The following is a 17,923-nucleotide window of genomic DNA, read 5'->3' on the forward strand; positions in this document are numbered from 1 at the left end:
AGGACCTCTTGACCGAATAAGAGTCAATCACGGCGCCGACGCGCCGTGGCTGGATCCCTCTGACAAGCACAGGGATGAAGGAGGGCGGCGGATTCCGCTACGACACGGACACGGACCAAGCGCAGGAGCAAGGTTCGGATGATACGCTACATCCTCCAGCGCCTGTTCGGCATGATCGTCGTGATGTTTCTCGTCGTCACGATCGCCTTCGTCATCGTGCGCGTGACGCCTGGAGATCCGGCCGCCGTCATGCTCGGGCCGGATGCGACGCCGCAGGATATTGCCGATCTCAGATCCCGGCTCGGTCTCGATCAGTCGCTCGGCCTGCAGTATGTCTATTATATCGGCCAGTTGCTGAAGGGCGACCTCGGCCAGTCGATCTTTCTCAACATGCCTGTCACCTCGGCCCTCTTCGACCGCGCCGAACCGACCTTCTTCCTGACGCTGTTCTCGCTTGCCATCGCCAGCATCATCGCCTTGCCGATCGGCATCTATGCCGCCTATCGCCGTGGTTCCTTCGTCGACCAGGCGGCAACGACGCTCGCCATGTTCGCCGCCAGCATCCCGAGCTTCTGGCTCGGCCTCATCCTGATTCAGTTCTTCGCCGTCAGGCTCAATCTCTTCCCGGTCTCAGGTTATGGCGGTCCCGGCTCGACCTTCTTCGAGCGCATCTATCACCTGACGCTGCCGGCCTTTGCGCTCGGCATCGTTTCCTCCGCGCTGATCCTGCGTTTTACCCGCGCTTCGATGCTCGATGTGCTCGGCGACGATTATATCCGCACAGCGCGCGCCAAGGGGCTGGCCGAGCGCCGGGTGATCCTCAAACACGCGCTGAAGAATGCGCTGATCCCGATCCTGACGGTGATCGGCCTGACGGCGGCGGTGCTGATTTCGGGCGCGGTCGTCACCGAGACCGTCTTCGGCCTGCCGGGTGTCGGCAATCTCGTCGTCTCGGCGGTTCTGCGCCGCGATTACCCTGTCATCCAGGGGGCCCTGCTCGTCATCGCCGCGCTCTATGTGTTGATCAATTTTGCGATCGACATGCTCTATCTGTTGATCGATCCGAGGGTGCGCTACTGATGGCCGATATTGCGATCAAGCCCATCGAACGCGAGGGCGGCAAGTTCGTCCGGCGCCTGCTCAAGCGCAAGACGGTCGCCTGCGGGTTGCTGATCCTGGTGATCTTCGTGCTTCTGGCGGTCTTTGCGCCTGTCGTCGCGCCCTATTCGCCGTCCAAGCTTTCGATCGTCAACCGGCTGAAGCCGCCGAGCGGCATCTTCTTCTTCGGCACGGATGAGTTCGGCCGCGACGTCTTTTCACGCACGATCTTTGCCGGCCGTCTGTCGCTGCTGGTCGGTGCTGCGGTCGTGACCCTGTCAGCTGTGATCGGCGTGACGCTCGGCCTGCTTGCCGGTTTTTTCCGGAAGCTCGACACGCCGATCGCCCGGCTGATCGACGCGATGATGGCATTCCCGGATATTCTGCTGGCGATCGCGCTCGTCGCAGCCCTCGGCCCATCCTTGACGACCGTCATCATCGCGCTGTCGATCGTCTATGCGCCGCGCCTTGCCCGCATCGTCCGCGCTTCGACACTTGTTATTCGCGAGCTTCCCTATGTCGAGGCGGCGAGGGCGCTCGGGATTTCGACCTTCCACATCATGACACGGCATGTGCTGCGCAATCTGCTATCGCCGATCCTGGTGCAGGCGACGTTCCTTTTCGCCAGCGCCATGCTTGCCGAAGCCGGCCTGTCTTTCCTCGGCCTCGGCGTCAGCCCTGAAATCCCGACCTGGGGAACGATGATCGCCGCCGGCCGGCAATATATCGGCCAGGCCGACTGGATGACGCTATTTCCCGGCGTCGCGATCATTCTCTCGGTGCTGTCGCTGCAGATGGTCGGCGACGGCCTCAGGGATATGCTCGATCCAAGACTTCGCAAGGACCTTTAATCCGCCGACGAAATGTCGGCCAATCGAATTCGCATGACAGGAGTTAGCGTGAATCAGTTTCCCGCCGCAGGCACGGTTGAGAACTCGCCTTATGAACGGCTTGCCGCGCTCGGCATCGAGCTTCCACCGCCGCCGCCGCCGATCGCCAATTTCGTGACGCATGTGCTTGAGGGCAACATGCTCTATCTCTCCGGCCAGGGCCCGCGCGAGGCCGACGGCTTCCTGCATGCCGGCAAGGTCGGCGCGGGTGGCGTCGGCATCGAGCAGGCCTACGGCCATGCGCGGCTGACAGGCATCAACCTGCTGTCGGTCATGCACGACGCGCTCGGCGATCTCTCCCGGGTCAAGCGAGTGGTCAAGCTGCTCGGCATGGTCAATGCCGTGCCCGATTTCGAGGATCATCCAAGCGTCATCAACGGCTGCTCGGACCTGTTGATCGAAGTTTTCGGTCCGGCCGGCGAACATGCCCGCTCGGCGGTCGGCTTCGGCTCGCTGCCCGGCAACATCACCGTCGAGATCGAGGCGATCGTCGCCTTGCACGGCTGACGAGAACTTTCATATTTTGAGCAGCGCTCCACTTATCCTCTTCCCGAGCCAGAATTCTGGAGAACTTCATGCCCACTGATATAAGACCATCGATCGGCCTTCGTCCCGTCATCAACGTATCGGGCACGATGACGAGCCTCGGCGCCTCGATCGGGGTGCCCGAAGCGGCCAGCGCGATGGCATCGATCCTGCCGCACTTCGTCGAGATCAACGATTTGCAGCGCAAGGCAAGCGCCATCATCGCCCGGCTGACTGGCGGCGAGGCGGGTTTCGTCACCGCCTCCTGCTCGGCCGGCATTTCGCTCGCCGTCGCCGGCGCCATCACCGGCGACAATCTGCTGGCGATCGAAAAGTTGCCGGACACGACATCCGAGAAGAACGAGGTGCTGGTGCAGATGGGCCATGTGGTGAGCTACGGCGCACCCGTCGACCAGGCGATCCGGCTTGCCGGCGGCAAGGTCGTGCTGATCGGCCAGGCGACCTCGACCCATCGCTTCCACATGGAAAACGCCATCACCGACAAGACCGCCGCCGCCGTCTATGTCGTCTCCCACCATGTCGTCGATTACGGCCTGTTGAACCTCAAGGAGTTCGTCGAGATCGCCCATGCGAGAGGCGTGCCCGTCATCGTCGATGCGGCCTCGGAATACGATCTCGGGATCTTCCTGGAGCAGGGGGCCGATATCGCGCTCTATTCCGGCCATAAATTCCTCGGCGGCCCGACCTCGGGCATCGTCGCGGGCAGGAAGGAACTGGTGCGTCATGCCTTCCTGCAGAATATGGGCATCGGCCGGGGCATGAAGGTCGGCAAGGAGAGCATCTTTGGCGTTATGGCCGCACTCGAAGCCTGGGAAAAACGCGACCACGCCGGCATTCGCGAACGCGAGACCAGCTATCTCAATCTTTGGAAGCGAACGCTTGACGGCCGTCCCGGCGTCACCGCGCTGATCGAGCCCGATCCCACAGGCAATCCGCTCGATCGGCTGCGCCTCATCATCGATCCCGAGCAGGCGCATATCACCGCCTGGGATCTGGCGGATGCGCTGGCGAAGGGCAGCCCGCCGATCATCGTGCGCGACCATGAGGTGGAGCACCGCTATTTCTATCTCGACCCCTGTAACCTGCATCCGGGCCAGGAAGAGATCGTCGCAAACCGCCTTGGCGAGGAACTCGACAAGGCCCGCGCCTCCAACGAGATCATCGCGACACCCATCGAAAACCGCAGCCGGCACCGCTTCGACGGGCTCTTGCGCTGGCCTGATTAAACCGTCGGAAGAGGAAACAATATGGCCAGCGTCCAGGCGCAACCGATTGAGACACCAGCCGTTCTTTCCGTCGACAGGCTGACGACGTCTTTTCTGGTCGACGGGGCCTGGAAACCTGTTGTGCGCGATGTTTCCTTCACCGTCGCGCCGGCTGAAACGGTGGCGATCGTCGGTGAATCCGGCTCGGGCAAGAGCGTCACGTCCCTCTCGATCATGCGGCTGCTGCAGGCGGACACGAGCCGCATCGAGGGCCGCGTCATGCTCGGCGGACGCGATCTTCTGGCCTTGCCCGAACCTGCCATGCGGCGGGTGCGCGGCAACGAAGTGGCGATGATCTTCCAGGAGCCGATGACATCGCTCAACCCGCTCTTCACCATCGGCGACCAGATTTCAGAAGCGCTGCTCTGCCATTCCGATATGAGCAGAGCGGATGCGAAAGCCGAGACGATAAGGCTCCTGGAAAAGGTCCGCATCCCCTCGGCCGCTTCGCGCTTCGACGAATATCCGCATCGCTTCTCCGGCGGCATGCGCCAGCGGGTTATGATCGCCATGGCACTCGCCAGCCGGCCGAAACTGTTGATCGCCGACGAGCCAACGACGGCGCTCGACGTGACGATCCAGGGCCAGATCCTCGATCTCATCAAGATGCTGCAGGACGAGGAGGGAACATCAGTTCTCTTCATCACCCACGACATGGGCGTCGTCGCCGAGATCGCCGACAGGACGGTGGTGATGTATCGCGGCGAACAGGTTGAAAGCGGCGCCACCGCTGATATTTTCCACCGCGGCAAACATCCCTATACGAGAGCGCTGCTTTCAGCCGTGCCGGTGCTCGGCTCGATGCAGGGCCGGCAAAGGCCGCTGCGTTTTCCCGTGGTCAATACGGCGACGGGTGAATCGGACGTTCCGGCCGAGGCGGCCGATACGGTGGCGGCAAAGCCTGTGCTTGAGGTGAAGAACCTCACCAAGCGCTTCGATATTCATTCCGGCCTCTTCAACCGGCTGACCAGCCGGGTGCACGCGGTCGAAAATGTCTCCTTCGATCTTCATGCCGGCGAGACGCTGTCGCTCGTCGGCGAGTCCGGCTGCGGCAAATCGACGACCGGCCGCGCCATCACGCGTCTGATCGAACCGCAGTCCGGCTCCGTTCTCGTCGAGGGCAGGGAGGTGCTCAGCCTTGACAGGAAGGATCTGCGCGAGATGCGCAAATCCGTGCAGATGATCTTTCAGGATCCGTTTGCCAGCCTCAATCCGCGCATGACGGTTGGTGCTGCGATTGGCGAACCCTATCTCGAGCACAGGATGGGCAATGCGAGAGAGGCGAGGGAGGTCGTGGACGACCTGCTGGTGAAGGTCGGCCTGTCGCCTGACATGGCTTCGCGTTACCCGCATGAATTTTCCGGCGGCCAGCGGCAGCGCATCTGCATTGCCCGGGCGCTGGCCTTGCAGCCGAAGGTCATCGTCGCCGATGAAAGTGTCTCGGCGCTCGACGTTTCGATCAAGGCGCAGGTCATCAACCTGATGCTCGACCTGCAGCAGAGCCTCAATCTCGCCTTCCTGTTCATCTCGCATGATATGGCGGTCGTCGAACGCGTCAGCCACCGGGTGGCGGTGATGTATCTCGGCGAGATCGTCGAGATCGGCCCGCGTGCCGCCGTCTTTGAAAATCCGCAGCACCCCTACACGAAGAAGCTGATTTCGGCCGTGCCGGTGCCCGATCCCGACCGTCGCCACGAAAAACGGATGGTGGCGAACGACGAGATCAAGAGCCCAATGCGATCAGTCGATTATCAGCCTCCTGCCGTTTCGTATCGCGAGGTCGGTCCGGGCCATCTGGTGATGGCGGATCGCTAGCCCCTGCACCGTCCAATGGGAGTTGCCTAACGGGCCGGCGGCGCATAAAGCAGAGGCATAGCCAAATGCCCGGAATCTGCACCGATGAACAACAGCGATTATTATTCGAAGCTCGGCGGATTGCCGCCGCAGACCCAGCTGCTTTCAAGCAAGGCCGTTTTCACCACCGCCTACGCGGTCATCCCGCGCGGCGTCCTGACCGATATCGTCAGCAGCGTTCTGCCTCACTGGACGGGGACACGGGCATGGGTTCTCTCCCGTCCGCTCTCCGGCTTTTCCGAGACCTTCTCGCAATATGTTATGGAAGTTCAGCCGGGTGGCGGAAGCGATCGGCCGGAGTCCGACAAGCGGGCCGAAGCGGTGCTGTTCGTCGTCGAGGGCGGCATGACGGTGGAGCTCGATGGCGTCAGCCACGCGCTGCGCGCCGGTTCCTTCGCCTATCTTCCGGCCGGTTCAGTCTGGCGCCTGAAAAACGATGGTTCGACCGCGGCGATATTCCACTGGATCAGAAAGGCGTTTCAGGAGGTCGAGGGGCTGGAGCCGCCACCGGCGATCTTCACGCATGAGGACGATCATCCCATGGCGGCAATGCCCGACACCGACGGGGGCTGGGGGACGACGCGCTTCATCGATCCCGCCGACGTTCGCTACGATATGCATGTCACCATCGTGACCCTGGAGCCGGGCGCGGTGATCCCCTTCATGGAAACCCATGTCATGGAGCATGGTCTCTATGTGCTGGAGGGCAAGGCCGTCTACCGCCTGAACCAGGATTGGGTCGAGGTTGAGGCCGGCGACTTCATGTGGCTGCGCGCCTTCTGCCCGCAGGCATGTTACGCCGGCGGCCCCGGCCGGTTCCGCTACCTGCTCTACAAGGATGTCAACCGCCACATGACGCTCTGGTAGGCGGCCTCGCGAGCCGGTGCAAGCTTGCGCGCCGGAAGGCGGCGAGGCTCTCGGCCAATCGATCCTTTCACAAGGTATAACAGGCGCTTGAGGCGAGCCGGAATGCGGTCTGCGCATTTTCGGCGAACCTGTCCGGTTGCTTGACACCTCTAGCGATTGCACGCATCGTCGTTCGATGCGGGATATGGATTCATGGCTGTCGGAGAAGAAAGAGATAGGCCGAAGAAACGCTGCCGAAGCGGTCTTCGAAGATATCCGCACGGCCATTGTGGATCATAAACTGACTCTCGGTACCCGGCTTCCCTCCGAGGTGCAACTGGCCGAACGCTACGGCATCAGCCGGGCTATCGTGCGTGAAGCGCTTCGCTCGCTGCAGACGCTGGGGTTCACGCAAACCAGAACCGGTCGGGGCACCTTCATCGTTTCGGAGAGCCCGGCGCGGCAACTCGGCGGAGGGGCATATTCCGCTCGCGATCTCATGGAAGCGCGTCCCTGCATCGAGATACCGGCTGCGGGCTGGGCGGCATTGCGTCGCTCCAACGAGCAACTGGCCTCCCTGAGGTCCTTGTGCGACCGGATGGACGATGAGGAGGATGTCCAGAAATGGGTGCGGATGGACGCTGAGTTTCATGGAGAAATCGCGGAAGCTTCGGGCAATGCGATCTTCCGGAAAGTCGTTGCCGGTGTTCGCGGTGCACTCTCGACGCAATCGGAACTCGTGGAGCATGTTCGCGGACGGCGGAAAGCGTCCAATGCGGAGCATCGCCGAATACTGGAGGCAATTGCCGCAAGCAGGGAAGGGGATGCGCGTGGCGCCATGGCAGAGCACCTGCTCGAGGTGAAGCGGTCCATCATCGGGACTGGCGATGAAAAGCGAACTCCACTTAAGGTATAATCTCTAATTTTGCGCCTGGATGTCTGGGCGCGCTGCCGATTGAATGCGAAGCGATGAACGATCTAGAAAGCTGGCTTTCAGACCCCGCGATCCTCAGTCGCAAAAGCGCCTCGGAACTGGTCTTCGAGGAGCTGCGCAATCTCATTCTTTCCGGCCGGTTCGCTGCTGGCTCCAAGCTTCCGTCGGAAGCCAAGCTGGCGGGAAAATACGGAGTGAGCCGTCCGATCGTGCGGGAAGCGCTGCGCTCGCTGCAGATTTTGGGATTGACGGAGACGCGGACCGGGAGCGGGACCTACGTGCTCGCCGACAGCGGCAACAGAGATATTCGCTACGGCAATTATTCGGCGCGTGATCTGATGGAGGCGCGCGCCTTCGTTGAGGTATCCGCCGCCGGTTGGGCGGCTCTGCGTCGAAGCGATGATGATCTGTCCCGGTTGCTGGCACTTTGCGACCGGATGGAGCAGGAAGAAAATACCGAGATCTGGGTGCAGCTGGATTCGGATTTTCATGGGCTGATCGCCGAGGCATCCAAGAATGCTGTCTTCTGCGATATCATCGATGACGTCCGCGAGGCGATGGCCCAGCAATCCGGGCTGCTGACGATTTTGGGGCCGCGGCGTCAGGAGTCGAACGAGGAACATCGGGCGATCATCGAAGCCATCCGCAGAGGGTCGGAGGTCGAGGCTCAGCTTGCGATGGAAATTCATCTGAGAAAAGTCGAGGCGGCGCTAGGCCGCATCATCGGCTCCGAGCCGCGCTAAGCCGGCGATCTATCTGCCACAAACGAGCGAAAAATCCTTGACGGGATCGTATTATTCAATTTAAACGCTAACCTGTCAGACCGCATGGCAGATTAGCATCTTTACAGAAATCTGCGCGGACGGGGGGCCTGGAGGTTGCCGAACCGTGGATAGGGAGGAGAAATGACAGTGATGGAATCCACCAGAACCGAGGCCGATGGCCAGGTTTTCGCCGAGGAAGATCTCGGTTACAAAAAAGCGCTGAAACCGCGGCAGATCCAGATGATCGCCATCGGCGGAGCGATCGGCACAGGGCTGTTTCTTGGTGCGGGCGGCCGGCTTGCTGCCGCTGGTCCGGCGCTTGTGCTGGTTTATGCGCTGTGCGGCTTTTTTGCATTTCTCGTTCTGCGGGCTCTGGGCGAACTCATCGTGCATCGCCCGACCTCGGGCTCGTTCGTGTCCTACGCCCGTGAATTTTATGGCGAAAAGCTCGCATTTGCGGTCGGCTGGCTGTATTGGCTGACCTGGGCGATGACTGCGGTCGCCGACGTCACCGCCGTCGCCCTCTACATGAATTTCTTCAAGGCCTATGTCCCGTGGATCGCCATGATCGATCAGTGGGTATTTGCGCTGGCAGCGCTGATCATCGTTCTCGCCATGAACCTTTTGTCGGTGAAGGTTTTCGGCGAATTGGAATTCTGGTTCAGTCTCATCAAGGTTCTCGCCCTGGTCGTCTTCCTGATCGTGGGCGTTTACTTCGTGGTATCTGGCACGCCGATCGACGGTCACGTTCCGGGCCTGAATACGATAACCGACTTCGGCGGCATGTTCCCGAACGGAATCCTGCCGGCACTGGTGGTGATACAGGGCGTGGTGTTTGCCTATGCCTCCATCGAGCTGATCGGCACTGCTGCAGGCGAAACCGAAAATGCACGCAAGGTCATGCCCCGCGCGATCCGGACCGTCGTGCTCCGTCTGGTGGTCTTCTATGTCGGCTCGGTCCTGCTGCTGTCGCTGCTGCTGCCTTATACCGCCTACAAGGGTGGCGAGAGCCCGTTCGTGACTTTCTTCGGCAAGATCGGCATCCATGGCGCCGACGTCGTCATGAATCTCGTCGTACTGACCGCCGTTATGTCGTCGCTCAATGCGGGCCTCTATTCGACGGGCCGTATCCTCCATTCCATGGCGATTTCAGGATCGGCTCCGGCCGCGCTGGCGAAGATGAACAGGTCCGGCGTGCCCTATGGGGGCATTGCGGTGACGGCGGTCGTGACCGCATTCGGCGTCGTGCTGAATGCTTTGGTTCCGGCGGAGGCTTTCGAAATTGGGCTGAATGTCGCCGCCCTCGGCATTATCGCAGCGTGGGGGGTGATTGTCCTGTGCCAGCTCAAGCTGTGGAAACTGTCGCGTCAGGGCAAACTGGCGCGCCCTGAATTCCGGATGTTTGGCGCTCCTTACACCGGCGTGCTGACGCTGGGGTTCCTTGCGGTCGTCGTGGTCCTGATGGCCCTCGATTATCCCGTCGGCACCTACACCGTTGCCTCTCTGGTCCTGATCATTCCGGCGCTGGTGCTCGGTTGGCTTTTCATGCGGGAGCGCATCCACATGATCGCGGCCGAACAGGGCCAAGATCGCGACGGTTTCGATTTGGCTTGATGTGAGCAAGCATTGCCCCGGCGGCGAAGCTCGCCGCCGGGCTGGTGCATGGCGCGGCATGAATGGAGAGAGAAATGACCTCGAATGAGGATGTCGTCGTTACCGACCGTGGCGGGATCGTCGAGAACAGTCACCGCGTCCACGTGGCCGTTGTCGATGCAAAAGGCAGCCTGCGTTATGCACTGGGAAATCCGACACGCATGACACTTGCCCGGTCTGCGGCAAAACCGGCCCAGGCGCTTGCCATTCTGGAAACGCATGGTTTCGAGCGTTACGGGTTCGACGATGCCGACCTTGCGCTGATGTGCGCTTCCCACAGCAGCGAAGAGCGGCATATCGAGCGAACACGGACCATGCTGTCGAAGGTTCGGGCCGAGGAGGCCGATCTTCGTTGCGGCGGCCATCCTTCCCTGTCCGAAACGGTGAACCGTTCCTGGATCAAGCAGGATTACACGCCAACGGCGGTTTGCAGCAATTGTTCGGGAAAACACGTCGGGATGATTGCCGGATCCCGCGCGATCGGAGCAGGCGTGGAAGGCTACCACCTGCCGGATCATCCGATGCAGGTGGTGGTCAAGCGTACGATTGCCGAGCTCTGCGATTTGGAAGCACGGGACGTCAAATGGGGGATCGACGGATGCAATCTTCCGACCCCTGCTTTTCCATTGGATCGGCTGGCGCGCATCTATGCCAAGCTTGCTGCGGCTGCGGATGGGAACGATGCGCGCGAAGACCAGTCGGTGCGCAGCACCGCGCTGGCTCGCATTTTCCATGCGATGGCACGTTATCCTGAGATGGTCGCGGGCGAGGGGCGCTATTGCACGGTGCTCATGCAAGCATTCAAAGGCGCAATGATTGGCAAGCTCGGGGCCGATGCCAGCTACGCGATCGGCGTGCGAGCCTCGGATGAAACCAGGCGATTGGCAGCGGATGGTGCGCTCGGCATCTCGGTTAAAGTCGAGGATGGCAACGTCGAAATCCTCTACGCCGTTGTGACCGAAATCCTCGAGCAGCTTGGAATCGGTTCGCCTGATATCCGCAGGCAGCTCGCGACGTTCCATCGTCCTACGCGCGTGAACACGATGGGCGTCACGACAGGCGGCGTGTCTTTTCCGTTCAAGCTGCGTGGATTCACGCCGGACGGGGCCAACCTCGTCTCGCGGCCCTGACTTGAACAGACATCCCGGGTGGCGGCAATTGCCGCCTCTCCACACATCATCCTCTCCGGCCTGCCGCCTCAAGTTCCAGCCCGCAGCGCCTCTTCTCGAAGGTCCCGCTATGACCGCATCCGATATTACAAAAATCCGCATCGAGCATGACCTGATCGGCGATCGCGAGGTGCCGGCCTCGGCCTATTACGGCGTGCATACGCTGCGAGCGGTCGAGAATTTTGCCATCACCGGTCAAACCCTTCGTGAATCGGCAGACCTGATTGCATCCCTGGCTGCGATCAAGCAGGCGGCGGCCCAGGCCAATGCGAGCCTCGGCCTTCTGGACGGGGAACGAGCCGACGCCATCATCGCGGCCTGCGTCGAGATCCGCGACGGTGCACTGCACGACCACTTCGTCGTCGATCTGATCCAGGGCGGGGCCGGTACCTCGACCAACATGAACGCCAACGAGGTGATTGCGAACAGGGCGCTCGAAATCATGGGATATGGCCGAGGAGACTACCAACACCTACATCCGAACGAGCATGTGAATCTCTCGCAATCCACCAACGACGTCTATCCGACGGCTTTGAAGCTAGCCGCATGGATCGGCGTTCATCGTCTCGTCGATGCCATGGGCATCCTACGCCGGTCGTTCGAGGCCAAGGCGATCGAGTTTTCCGACGTCCTCAAGATGGGCCGCACCCAATTGCAGGATGCCGTGCCGATGACGCTGGGGCAGGAATTCGGAACCTATGCGCTGATGCTTGCGGAAGACGAAGCGCGCCTTTCCGAAGCGGTCTCGTTGATCCGCGAGATCAATCTCGGCGCGACGGCCATCGGGACCGGCATTACGGCCCATCCTCGATATGCGGCTGTGGTCCGCGAGCGCCTGTCGGAAATCGTCGGCGTCGATCTGGTGACCTCGCCGGATCTGGTGGAAGCCACGCAGGATTGCGGGGCATTCGTCCAGCTTTCGGGCGTTCTCAAGCGCGTGGCGGTCAAGCTGTCCAAAACCTGCAACGACCTGCGGCTTCTGTCCTCGGGGCCGCGCGCCGGATTGAACGAGATCAATTTGCCCGCAAGGCAGGCCGGCTCCTCGATCATGCCGGGCAAGGTCAATCCCGTGATCCCGGAGGTCGTCAACCAGGTCGCCTTCGAAGTGATCGGCAATGACGTGACGATCACCATGGCCGCAGAGGCCGGCCAACTTCAGTTGAATGCCTTCGAGCCCATCATCTTCTACAGCCTCTATCGCAGCTTGAGCCACCTGACCAACGCCTGCCTGACGCTCGAGGCGAATTGCATTCAAGGCATTACCGCCAACCGCGACCGGCTGCGCCAAACGGTCAAGCAGTCGATCGGCATCGTGACGGCGCTAAACCCCTATATCGGCTATCGCAACGCCACCGAGGTCGCGTTGGAGGCGCACCATTCGGGACGGGGTGTATATGAAATCCTTCTCGAACGGGGCCTGATGCAGAAGGAGCATCTGGATGCGGTTCTGCGTCCCGAAACTCTCACGCGGCCGAGCGAGAAGCTCACGTTCTCATAGCCCGCGCGGGGTGACCTGGCGGGGCTCATCCAGACCGAATGCGATAAGCGTGTCTTGCACGATGATCTAAAAATGGTTGTGTTGAAGGGTAATATGCACACGTTATAAGTGTAAAGTGGCGTAATCTATCTTATGGAACTTGAAAGTGTCACGCAAACGTCGCTGCATAATTCTTTGAAAACTATGCAGCAATATCAACGGCTTTTGGTGCTTTCCCACATCAACGTGCGAGCGTCAGCCAATCGCCGATCGTTGTCCCAAAACGTCGCATGGAACGTGTCGCGGGGATGGCCGGGCGCTCAGTTGCTATTGTCTTTCGGACTTCACGCGGGCTGAGCCCGAATTCATGGCTGAACGCGCGCGTGAAATTGGCCGCAACGTCGAAGCCGGCGGCCTCGGCAATCTCCGAGATCGGCCTGTTGTCGGTCGGGTTAGTAAGATCCGCATATGCCTGCAGCAATCGATGTTTGCGAATGTAGTTGAAGACGCCCCCGCTCGTTTCGAACAATTGATAGAGTCGCGTCCGCGAGATGCCCAGCGCACGGCACATGACGTCAGGCGTCAAGCTATCTGAATGAAGATTGAGGTGAATATAGCGATGCGCCCGCTCCATAAGCCCCATATTGGTCTGTTCCTGACCGCGATCCAAACTTGTGGACGATGCAGCGCATGCAACGACCATATCGCCGATCGTCCGTATGATCCGCGGCACCTCCTCCACCGTCAAATTGCCCAGGTTCGCTTCCAGGCCGTTGATATAGCTGACGAGCAATTCAGCCAGGCTACCGGACAGGGCGATATTGTTGGCGTTCTGCAGAAGACCTGCATCACGGGTCAACAGTTCATATGGCAAGAAGACGAGCACAGCGGCTGAATCGGTCATCCGCCCGCGGTAAGGATAACCAAGAGACCTGAAAAATATCTCACCCGGGCCGGTCGCCGTTACATGCCGATTGGCCTCGGTCCAGGCCCGACCGCTGCGCAGTACGCCGACGTTCCAGTGGTCGATTGGGCTCGATCGCAGCATGGCCTGATCGCGAATATAGCTGCATGCCTGCGCGCGCTGCTGAACGATGAGGATCTCGCCGAGATGCCAGCCGGTCTGTTCCGCAAGAAAACCGTCGCCTTCTGATTTTCCATCCGGCAGATGAACATCCACAAGCGGCGCCATATGTGATCGCCAGGACTGGAACTGTTCCTTCGGTGGCAGGTCGTGCGTCGAAAATCGCAAGGGGACCAGTGCCGGTGCAACGTCCACCCGATGTTCTTTCTGGGGGGACGGTTCGCGCGGCCAGCGCCGCCGCTCGAGGTGAGTCGGCCATTCCTTTCCCGAAGCGGGGTCATCTCCAGAACCCGTAACCATCCAATTCCTCCAGCGCATAAGCCGATCCGGGCTGTTGAAACTGAAGCAAACAATCGTTTTCGCGGCTGAACCGCACAGCCATCCGACAAAGCCGAATTGGCTAAAGCTCTACGTGCATAAGCTACCTATCATATTCTCTGACGAGCAGAAATGGACGGACCGATAATTTTCAGGATGCGGCGATAACGACAATTGCGTGCTGTTCATATATTTAAATGAGCAATCGTTAATTCCTGAGGAAGTTCGGAAAATCCAAAATCCTCATTTGTTGGTGCAATGTAGTTTCGAAGCGCCGGCAACGTAAAACGACACTTATTCAAAACAAAACATGAAAACACAGGAGGATAGGTCGTGAACTATCGGAGAAATATTCGTGCGCTCTTTGCGCGAGCGCGGCCCGCAACGGAAATTATTCTGCGAGAGGCCCTCTGGCGTCAGGAAAAATGCTTACCTTGTGTCGTGAAAATTCATGCGAGACGCTCCTGAGGCCGGACATCGGCAAATAATGGCGCGCAAGGGGTTGCGCGCAGCCGAGGCCATCTGTGTCGATGCGTAACGACCGAGGCCTGCACGCAACCCCTATCATATCCACCCATTGTCGAATTTGTGGACGCTGCCTTTCATATGGCAGAACGGAGGCTAAGATGACTACGGCATGTGATGAGAAAGTTATCGAATTGAAGCCGATTTCGAGCTGCAGACGAGAAGTCGAAGTCGCGATGGTGGAAATGCTCGTTAGTTTGCAGAAACGTGGATGGGAGGCTGCGGAACTGGCACTGGCGCTCGCCGATGCCTCCGAAGATCTCGTGATGCTGATCGCGACCAAAAGGCTTCGACCGAATTAGGGCAATCCGGGCGTCCGGAATTGCGCAAATACAGAAGATGAGAGCGGTTCTGTGCTTCCGGGAAAAGCTGAACCGCTCTAGAAAAGGTCGCGTGGAATTAGGCCCTCAACGACGGCGGAGTATAAGTCGTAGCGGCGACAACCAAGACTATTACCTGCACCTGTATTTCGAACTCAGCGGCTCTGCTCGCGACAGCATGATTGTAAAACTCTACACCGGTCAATATTCGCGAGACATTCGCGACATCGACAAGGTTGCCGTCTCTCTCAATCTGTGTTGCGGACTTTCGGGCGAACGTGCACGTTGTAGTCCCGCGTAAGAGCCTTTGTCGCGTCTTTGACGAAGTTGGCCTCGATTGATCGCTCTTGACGGGGATCGAACCACAGACAAGGGGCGTTCACCGGTCGATGGGCATACTATTGGTCTGGTCGTACACGACCGGGATTGATCGTCCGCACACGAGGAGATCGACGAAGCCGGCACCGCGATCTTAAGATACTGCCACCCGATCTCTCGGATTTGTCGAAGCTCGTCGATTTGTTCTCGAAAGGATTGGCTAGATAGTTGGTCCGAGGATGGAAAGTGCGTCCTGCAGTCTGAGCGCGGCCAGCGCTTCCGTTGCCTCGTCCGGAGACCATCCTGCTTCCAGCGCTGCAGAGAGAACGAGCGACTCCGTTTGAAGCTCGAGCTTTTCGTAAAGCGGCTCGATGGCTTCGCGGGCGGTTACGACATGCTGATCGGGCGGAGTGATGGGTGTCGCAGCAACCGTAGGCATAATGCTCCTCCTTTTGAACGCTAAGGTTCGAAACCCAAGTGCAGGCATCATTGTTCCGTTCACATCGCATTATTGCCGTATCACGGCTGGCGGAAACTGTTCCGAAACTCGGGACGGTCGAAACTTCTCCGTCCTCGGCGTCTTTTGGGGTCGCGGCGAAAAATCTTCGCTCGATGTAAACGAAAAAACAGGCTACCGCACAATTGCCAAAAGCGGAAGCGACTTGTGGTAATCGCGCTGTTGCGGCTTGTATCGCAGATGTCGAAGGAAGCGCGCCTATGAAGCACACCGCCACATCTGCCGAATTTTCCTCTATTTCAGAAACGCCCCGATGACGGTGGCCGGCGGCATTTTCTTGTGGTCGCCGACGGTCCCCTGCTTGGCGACGCGGGACGTCGGGCGCCGACAACAGGCAGACGGACGACGGTCATCATCTTGCTGAAAATGCCGATGAATGGCCTTAGTGGCAATAATATCCGTCGCAAAGCGATTCTTTAACGGGACTTCCAATGACCATCGAAAGAGTACGAAATCCGCATCCGATCTACTTTGCCGGAGCCTTTGCCACGGGTGGGCTCCTGACGTTCATGGTGCACCTCAACGGGGAGCTGGCGCGTTATGGAAATCCCCTCTTCTCGTCATGGACCGCCCACGGCACAGGCATCATCGCAGCCATCATTCTTCTCTTGGTTGTCCGCCGCCGGCGAGCAACGACGGGAAAGCCCCCCGGCGCCCCTTGGTGGGCCTACTTTGGCGGAGTATCCGGCGCGGCAACGGTCATTCTGACCTCGACTGCGGTCAATTCACCGCTCGGGCTCTCCGGCACTTTGGCTTTGGGGTTGGCCGGCCAGGTCGCTTTCAGCGTCGCGGCCGACAGTTGGGGACTGTTCGGCCTGCAAAAGCGGCATCCCGATACACGAGACGTCGCGGCGCTAGGCTTGGTCGTCACGGGGGCTGCGCTCATCATTCTGTTCGGGCGAGGTGTGGCATGACGGTCTTCATTCTCCTCGCTTGCCTGGGCGGCGTGCTCGTCGGTCTCAGCCGCCAGCTCAATGGAAGGTTGAGCATCTCCACGACGCCGCTGATCGCATCTTTCTGGAACCACGCCGTTGGTTTTGTCGTCCTTACCTGCCTCGGTCTCTTCGTCGGAGGCCTGCTTCCTGCCGGCGCCGCCGAGGCGCCCTGGTATATCTATTTGGGCGGCCCCATCGGCGTTATCTTCGTGGCAGCCGGCAGCTGGGTGATTGCGCGAATAGGCGCGGTCAATTCGGCTCTGCTGATCATCGGCGGGCAGATGGTAACGGGGGTGGCGTTTGACTATGTGCGCGCCGTCCCAGCATCGTTCTGGGCAAACGCGGCCGGCATTGCTCTTATCGTCGGCGGCATGGTGGTCAGTCGGGGAAGACGCAAGGTCGACGGTTCGCAATAGCTGCGCCACGTTGCCGGGCGGCGGGAACGCCTTCCCGCCGTGTGATCTTCAGCCGCGGCCTTCTCAGGCGAGATATTTCGTGAACCAGTCGACCGTTCTCTGCCAGGCGAGCTTGGCTGCCGCTTCGTCATAGCGGGGCGTGGAATCGTTGTGGAAGCCGTGGTTGACGTTGGGGTAGATATAGGCCTCGTAGGTTTTTCCGGCTGATTTCAGCGCGGCCTCATAGGCCGGCCAGCCTTCATTGATCCCCTTGTCCAGCCCGGCATAGTGAAGGAGCAACGGCGCTTTGATCTTCGGCACGTCCTCGGCGGGCGGCTGCCTGCCGTAGAAGGGCACGGCGGCGGCAAGCTCGGGATAGGCGACCGCCGCAGCGTTGGCAACGCCGCCGCCGTAGCAGAAGCCGGTGATGCCGACCTTGCCGGTGGTGAGGTCGCTGTGCATCAGGAACTCGACCGCCGCGAAGAAGTCGTTCATCAGCTTTTCCGGATCGACCTTCTGCTGGAGGTCCCGCCCCTTTTCGTCATTGCCGGGATAGCCTCCGACCGAAGTGAGGCCGTCGGGCGCAAGCGCAATGAAGCCCGCTTTCGCCACGCGCCGTGCCACGTCTTCGATATAGGGATTGAGGCCCCTGTTCTCGTGGACGACCACCACGGCCGCGACCTTGCCGGCGGCTTTCGCAGGGCGCACGAGATAGCCGCGCACATCTCCATTTCCTTTCGGCGAGGGATAAGTGATGTATTCGGCTGATATATCGGGATCGGTGAACTCGACCTGGGTCGCCAGCGCATAATCGGGGCTGAGCGACGCAAGAATGGCGGCTGCCGTCACGCCGCCGACGGCAAATTTGCCGGCCCGGTCGAGAAACTCGCGCTTGGTGATTTTCCCATGTGCGTAATAATCGTAGAGTTCGAGAAGTTCCTGAGGGAAATCCTTGGCTGTCATACGGGTCATGATGGCTCCTCCTTGCCTCGGGTCCTCGGGCCATCCTACACAC

Annotated in this window: 17 protein-coding genes and 1 pseudogene; 15 read left to right on the forward strand and 3 right to left on the reverse strand. The window is 60.1% G+C overall.

What is annotated here, in order from left to right; genetic code table 11:
* Positions 1–138 precede the first annotated feature (138 nt).
* The 11 genes from EFB14_RS07875 (at position 139) to aspA (ending at position 12,517) form a co-directional block, all read left to right on the forward strand.
* A complete protein-coding gene (locus tag EFB14_RS07875; RefSeq protein ID WP_164737503.1) occupies positions 139–1,080 on the forward strand; it encodes an ABC transporter permease in 942 nt (313 codons plus the stop codon).
* Positions 1,080–1,949 (forward strand): ABC transporter permease, encoded by an 870-nt coding sequence (locus tag EFB14_RS07880; RefSeq protein ID WP_126824239.1) that lies wholly within the window; start codon positions 1,080–1,082, stop codon positions 1,947–1,949. The genes EFB14_RS07875 and EFB14_RS07880 overlap by 1 nt, the downstream gene beginning before the upstream one ends.
* Before the next feature lie 33 nt (positions 1,950–1,982).
* Positions 1,983–2,495 carry a RidA family protein gene (locus EFB14_RS07885; RefSeq protein ID WP_126824242.1) on the forward strand — a complete coding sequence of 171 codons (513 nt, stop codon included), beginning with the start codon at positions 1,983–1,985 and terminating at the stop codon, positions 2,493–2,495.
* Between the two features lie 68 nt (positions 2,496–2,563).
* Positions 2,564–3,760 carry an aminotransferase class V-fold PLP-dependent enzyme gene (locus EFB14_RS07890; protein WP_126824245.1) on the forward strand — a complete coding sequence of 399 codons (1,197 nt, stop codon included), beginning with the start codon at positions 2,564–2,566 and terminating at the stop codon, positions 3,758–3,760.
* Positions 3,761–3,781: 21 nt separating this feature from the next.
* Positions 3,782–5,614 (forward strand): ABC transporter ATP-binding protein, encoded by a 1,833-nt coding sequence (locus tag EFB14_RS07895; protein WP_126824248.1) that lies wholly within the window; start codon positions 3,782–3,784, stop codon positions 5,612–5,614.
* 84 nt (positions 5,615–5,698) lie between these two features.
* Positions 5,699–6,520, forward strand: coding sequence for a bifunctional allantoicase/(S)-ureidoglycine aminohydrolase (locus EFB14_RS07900; RefSeq protein WP_126824251.1), 822 nt, complete (start codon positions 5,699–5,701; stop codon positions 6,518–6,520).
* Positions 6,521–6,695: 175 nt separating this feature from the next.
* Entirely contained in the window at positions 6,696–7,415 is a 720-nt protein-coding gene (locus EFB14_RS07905) for a FadR/GntR family transcriptional regulator (protein WP_126824254.1), read from the forward strand.
* A gap of 53 nt (positions 7,416–7,468) precedes the next feature.
* A complete protein-coding gene (locus EFB14_RS07910; protein ID WP_126824257.1) occupies positions 7,469–8,176 on the forward strand; it encodes a FadR/GntR family transcriptional regulator in 708 nt (235 codons plus the stop codon).
* Positions 8,177–8,338: 162 nt separating this feature from the next.
* Entirely contained in the window at positions 8,339–9,811 is a 1,473-nt protein-coding gene (locus tag EFB14_RS07915) for an amino acid permease (protein WP_126824260.1), read from the forward strand.
* A gap of 74 nt (positions 9,812–9,885) precedes the next feature.
* Entirely contained in the window at positions 9,886–10,980 is a 1,095-nt protein-coding gene (locus EFB14_RS07920) for an asparaginase (protein WP_126824263.1), read from the forward strand.
* A 109-nt stretch (positions 10,981–11,089) separates the two neighbouring features.
* Complete coding sequence (gene aspA / locus EFB14_RS07925) at positions 11,090–12,517, forward strand: aspartate ammonia-lyase (RefSeq protein ID WP_126824266.1); 1,428 nt, start codon at positions 11,090–11,092, stop codon at positions 12,515–12,517.
* Between the two features lie 220 nt (positions 12,518–12,737).
* Here the strand turns inward: aspA and EFB14_RS07930 are convergent, their stop codons facing one another.
* Complete coding sequence (locus EFB14_RS07930) at positions 12,738–13,880, reverse strand: AraC family transcriptional regulator (RefSeq protein WP_126824269.1); 1,143 nt, start codon at positions 13,878–13,880, stop codon at positions 12,738–12,740.
* Between the two features lie 644 nt (positions 13,881–14,524).
* Here EFB14_RS07930 and EFB14_RS07935 point away from each other — a divergent pair.
* On the forward strand, positions 14,525–14,725 hold the full coding sequence (locus tag EFB14_RS07935; protein ID WP_126824271.1) for a hypothetical protein: 201 nt from the start codon (positions 14,525–14,527) through the stop codon (positions 14,723–14,725).
* Positions 14,726–14,819: 94 nt separating this feature from the next.
* Positions 14,820–15,034: pseudogene (locus EFB14_RS33345) on the forward strand (Curdlan synthase); the annotation flags it as partial.
* Positions 15,035–15,281: 247 nt separating this feature from the next.
* Here the strand turns inward: EFB14_RS33345 and EFB14_RS07945 are convergent.
* Positions 15,282–15,500 carry a hypothetical protein gene (locus EFB14_RS07945; RefSeq protein ID WP_126824274.1) on the reverse strand — a complete coding sequence of 73 codons (219 nt, stop codon included), beginning with the start codon at positions 15,498–15,500 and terminating at the stop codon, positions 15,282–15,284.
* Positions 15,501–16,009: 509 nt separating this feature from the next.
* Here EFB14_RS07945 and EFB14_RS07950 point away from each other — a divergent pair.
* Positions 16,010–16,492 carry a DMT family transporter gene (locus EFB14_RS07950; protein WP_126824277.1) on the forward strand — a complete coding sequence of 161 codons (483 nt, stop codon included), beginning with the start codon at positions 16,010–16,012 and terminating at the stop codon, positions 16,490–16,492.
* Positions 16,489–16,929: a DMT family transporter gene (locus EFB14_RS07955; RefSeq protein WP_126824280.1), complete on the forward strand. Its 441-nt coding sequence runs from the start codon at positions 16,489–16,491 to the stop codon at positions 16,927–16,929. The genes EFB14_RS07950 and EFB14_RS07955 overlap by 4 nt, the downstream gene beginning before the upstream one ends.
* A gap of 63 nt (positions 16,930–16,992) precedes the next feature.
* On the opposite strand, the gene yghX is transcribed toward EFB14_RS07955, so the two are convergent.
* Positions 16,993–17,880, reverse strand: coding sequence for a YghX family hydrolase (yghX, locus tag EFB14_RS07960; RefSeq protein ID WP_126824283.1), 888 nt, complete (start codon positions 17,878–17,880; stop codon positions 16,993–16,995).
* Positions 17,881–17,923 lie beyond the last annotated feature (43 nt).

Source organism: Rhizobium fabae (genome assembly GCF_003985135.1).
GTDB lineage: Bacteria > Pseudomonadota > Alphaproteobacteria > Rhizobiales > Rhizobiaceae > Rhizobium > Rhizobium pisi.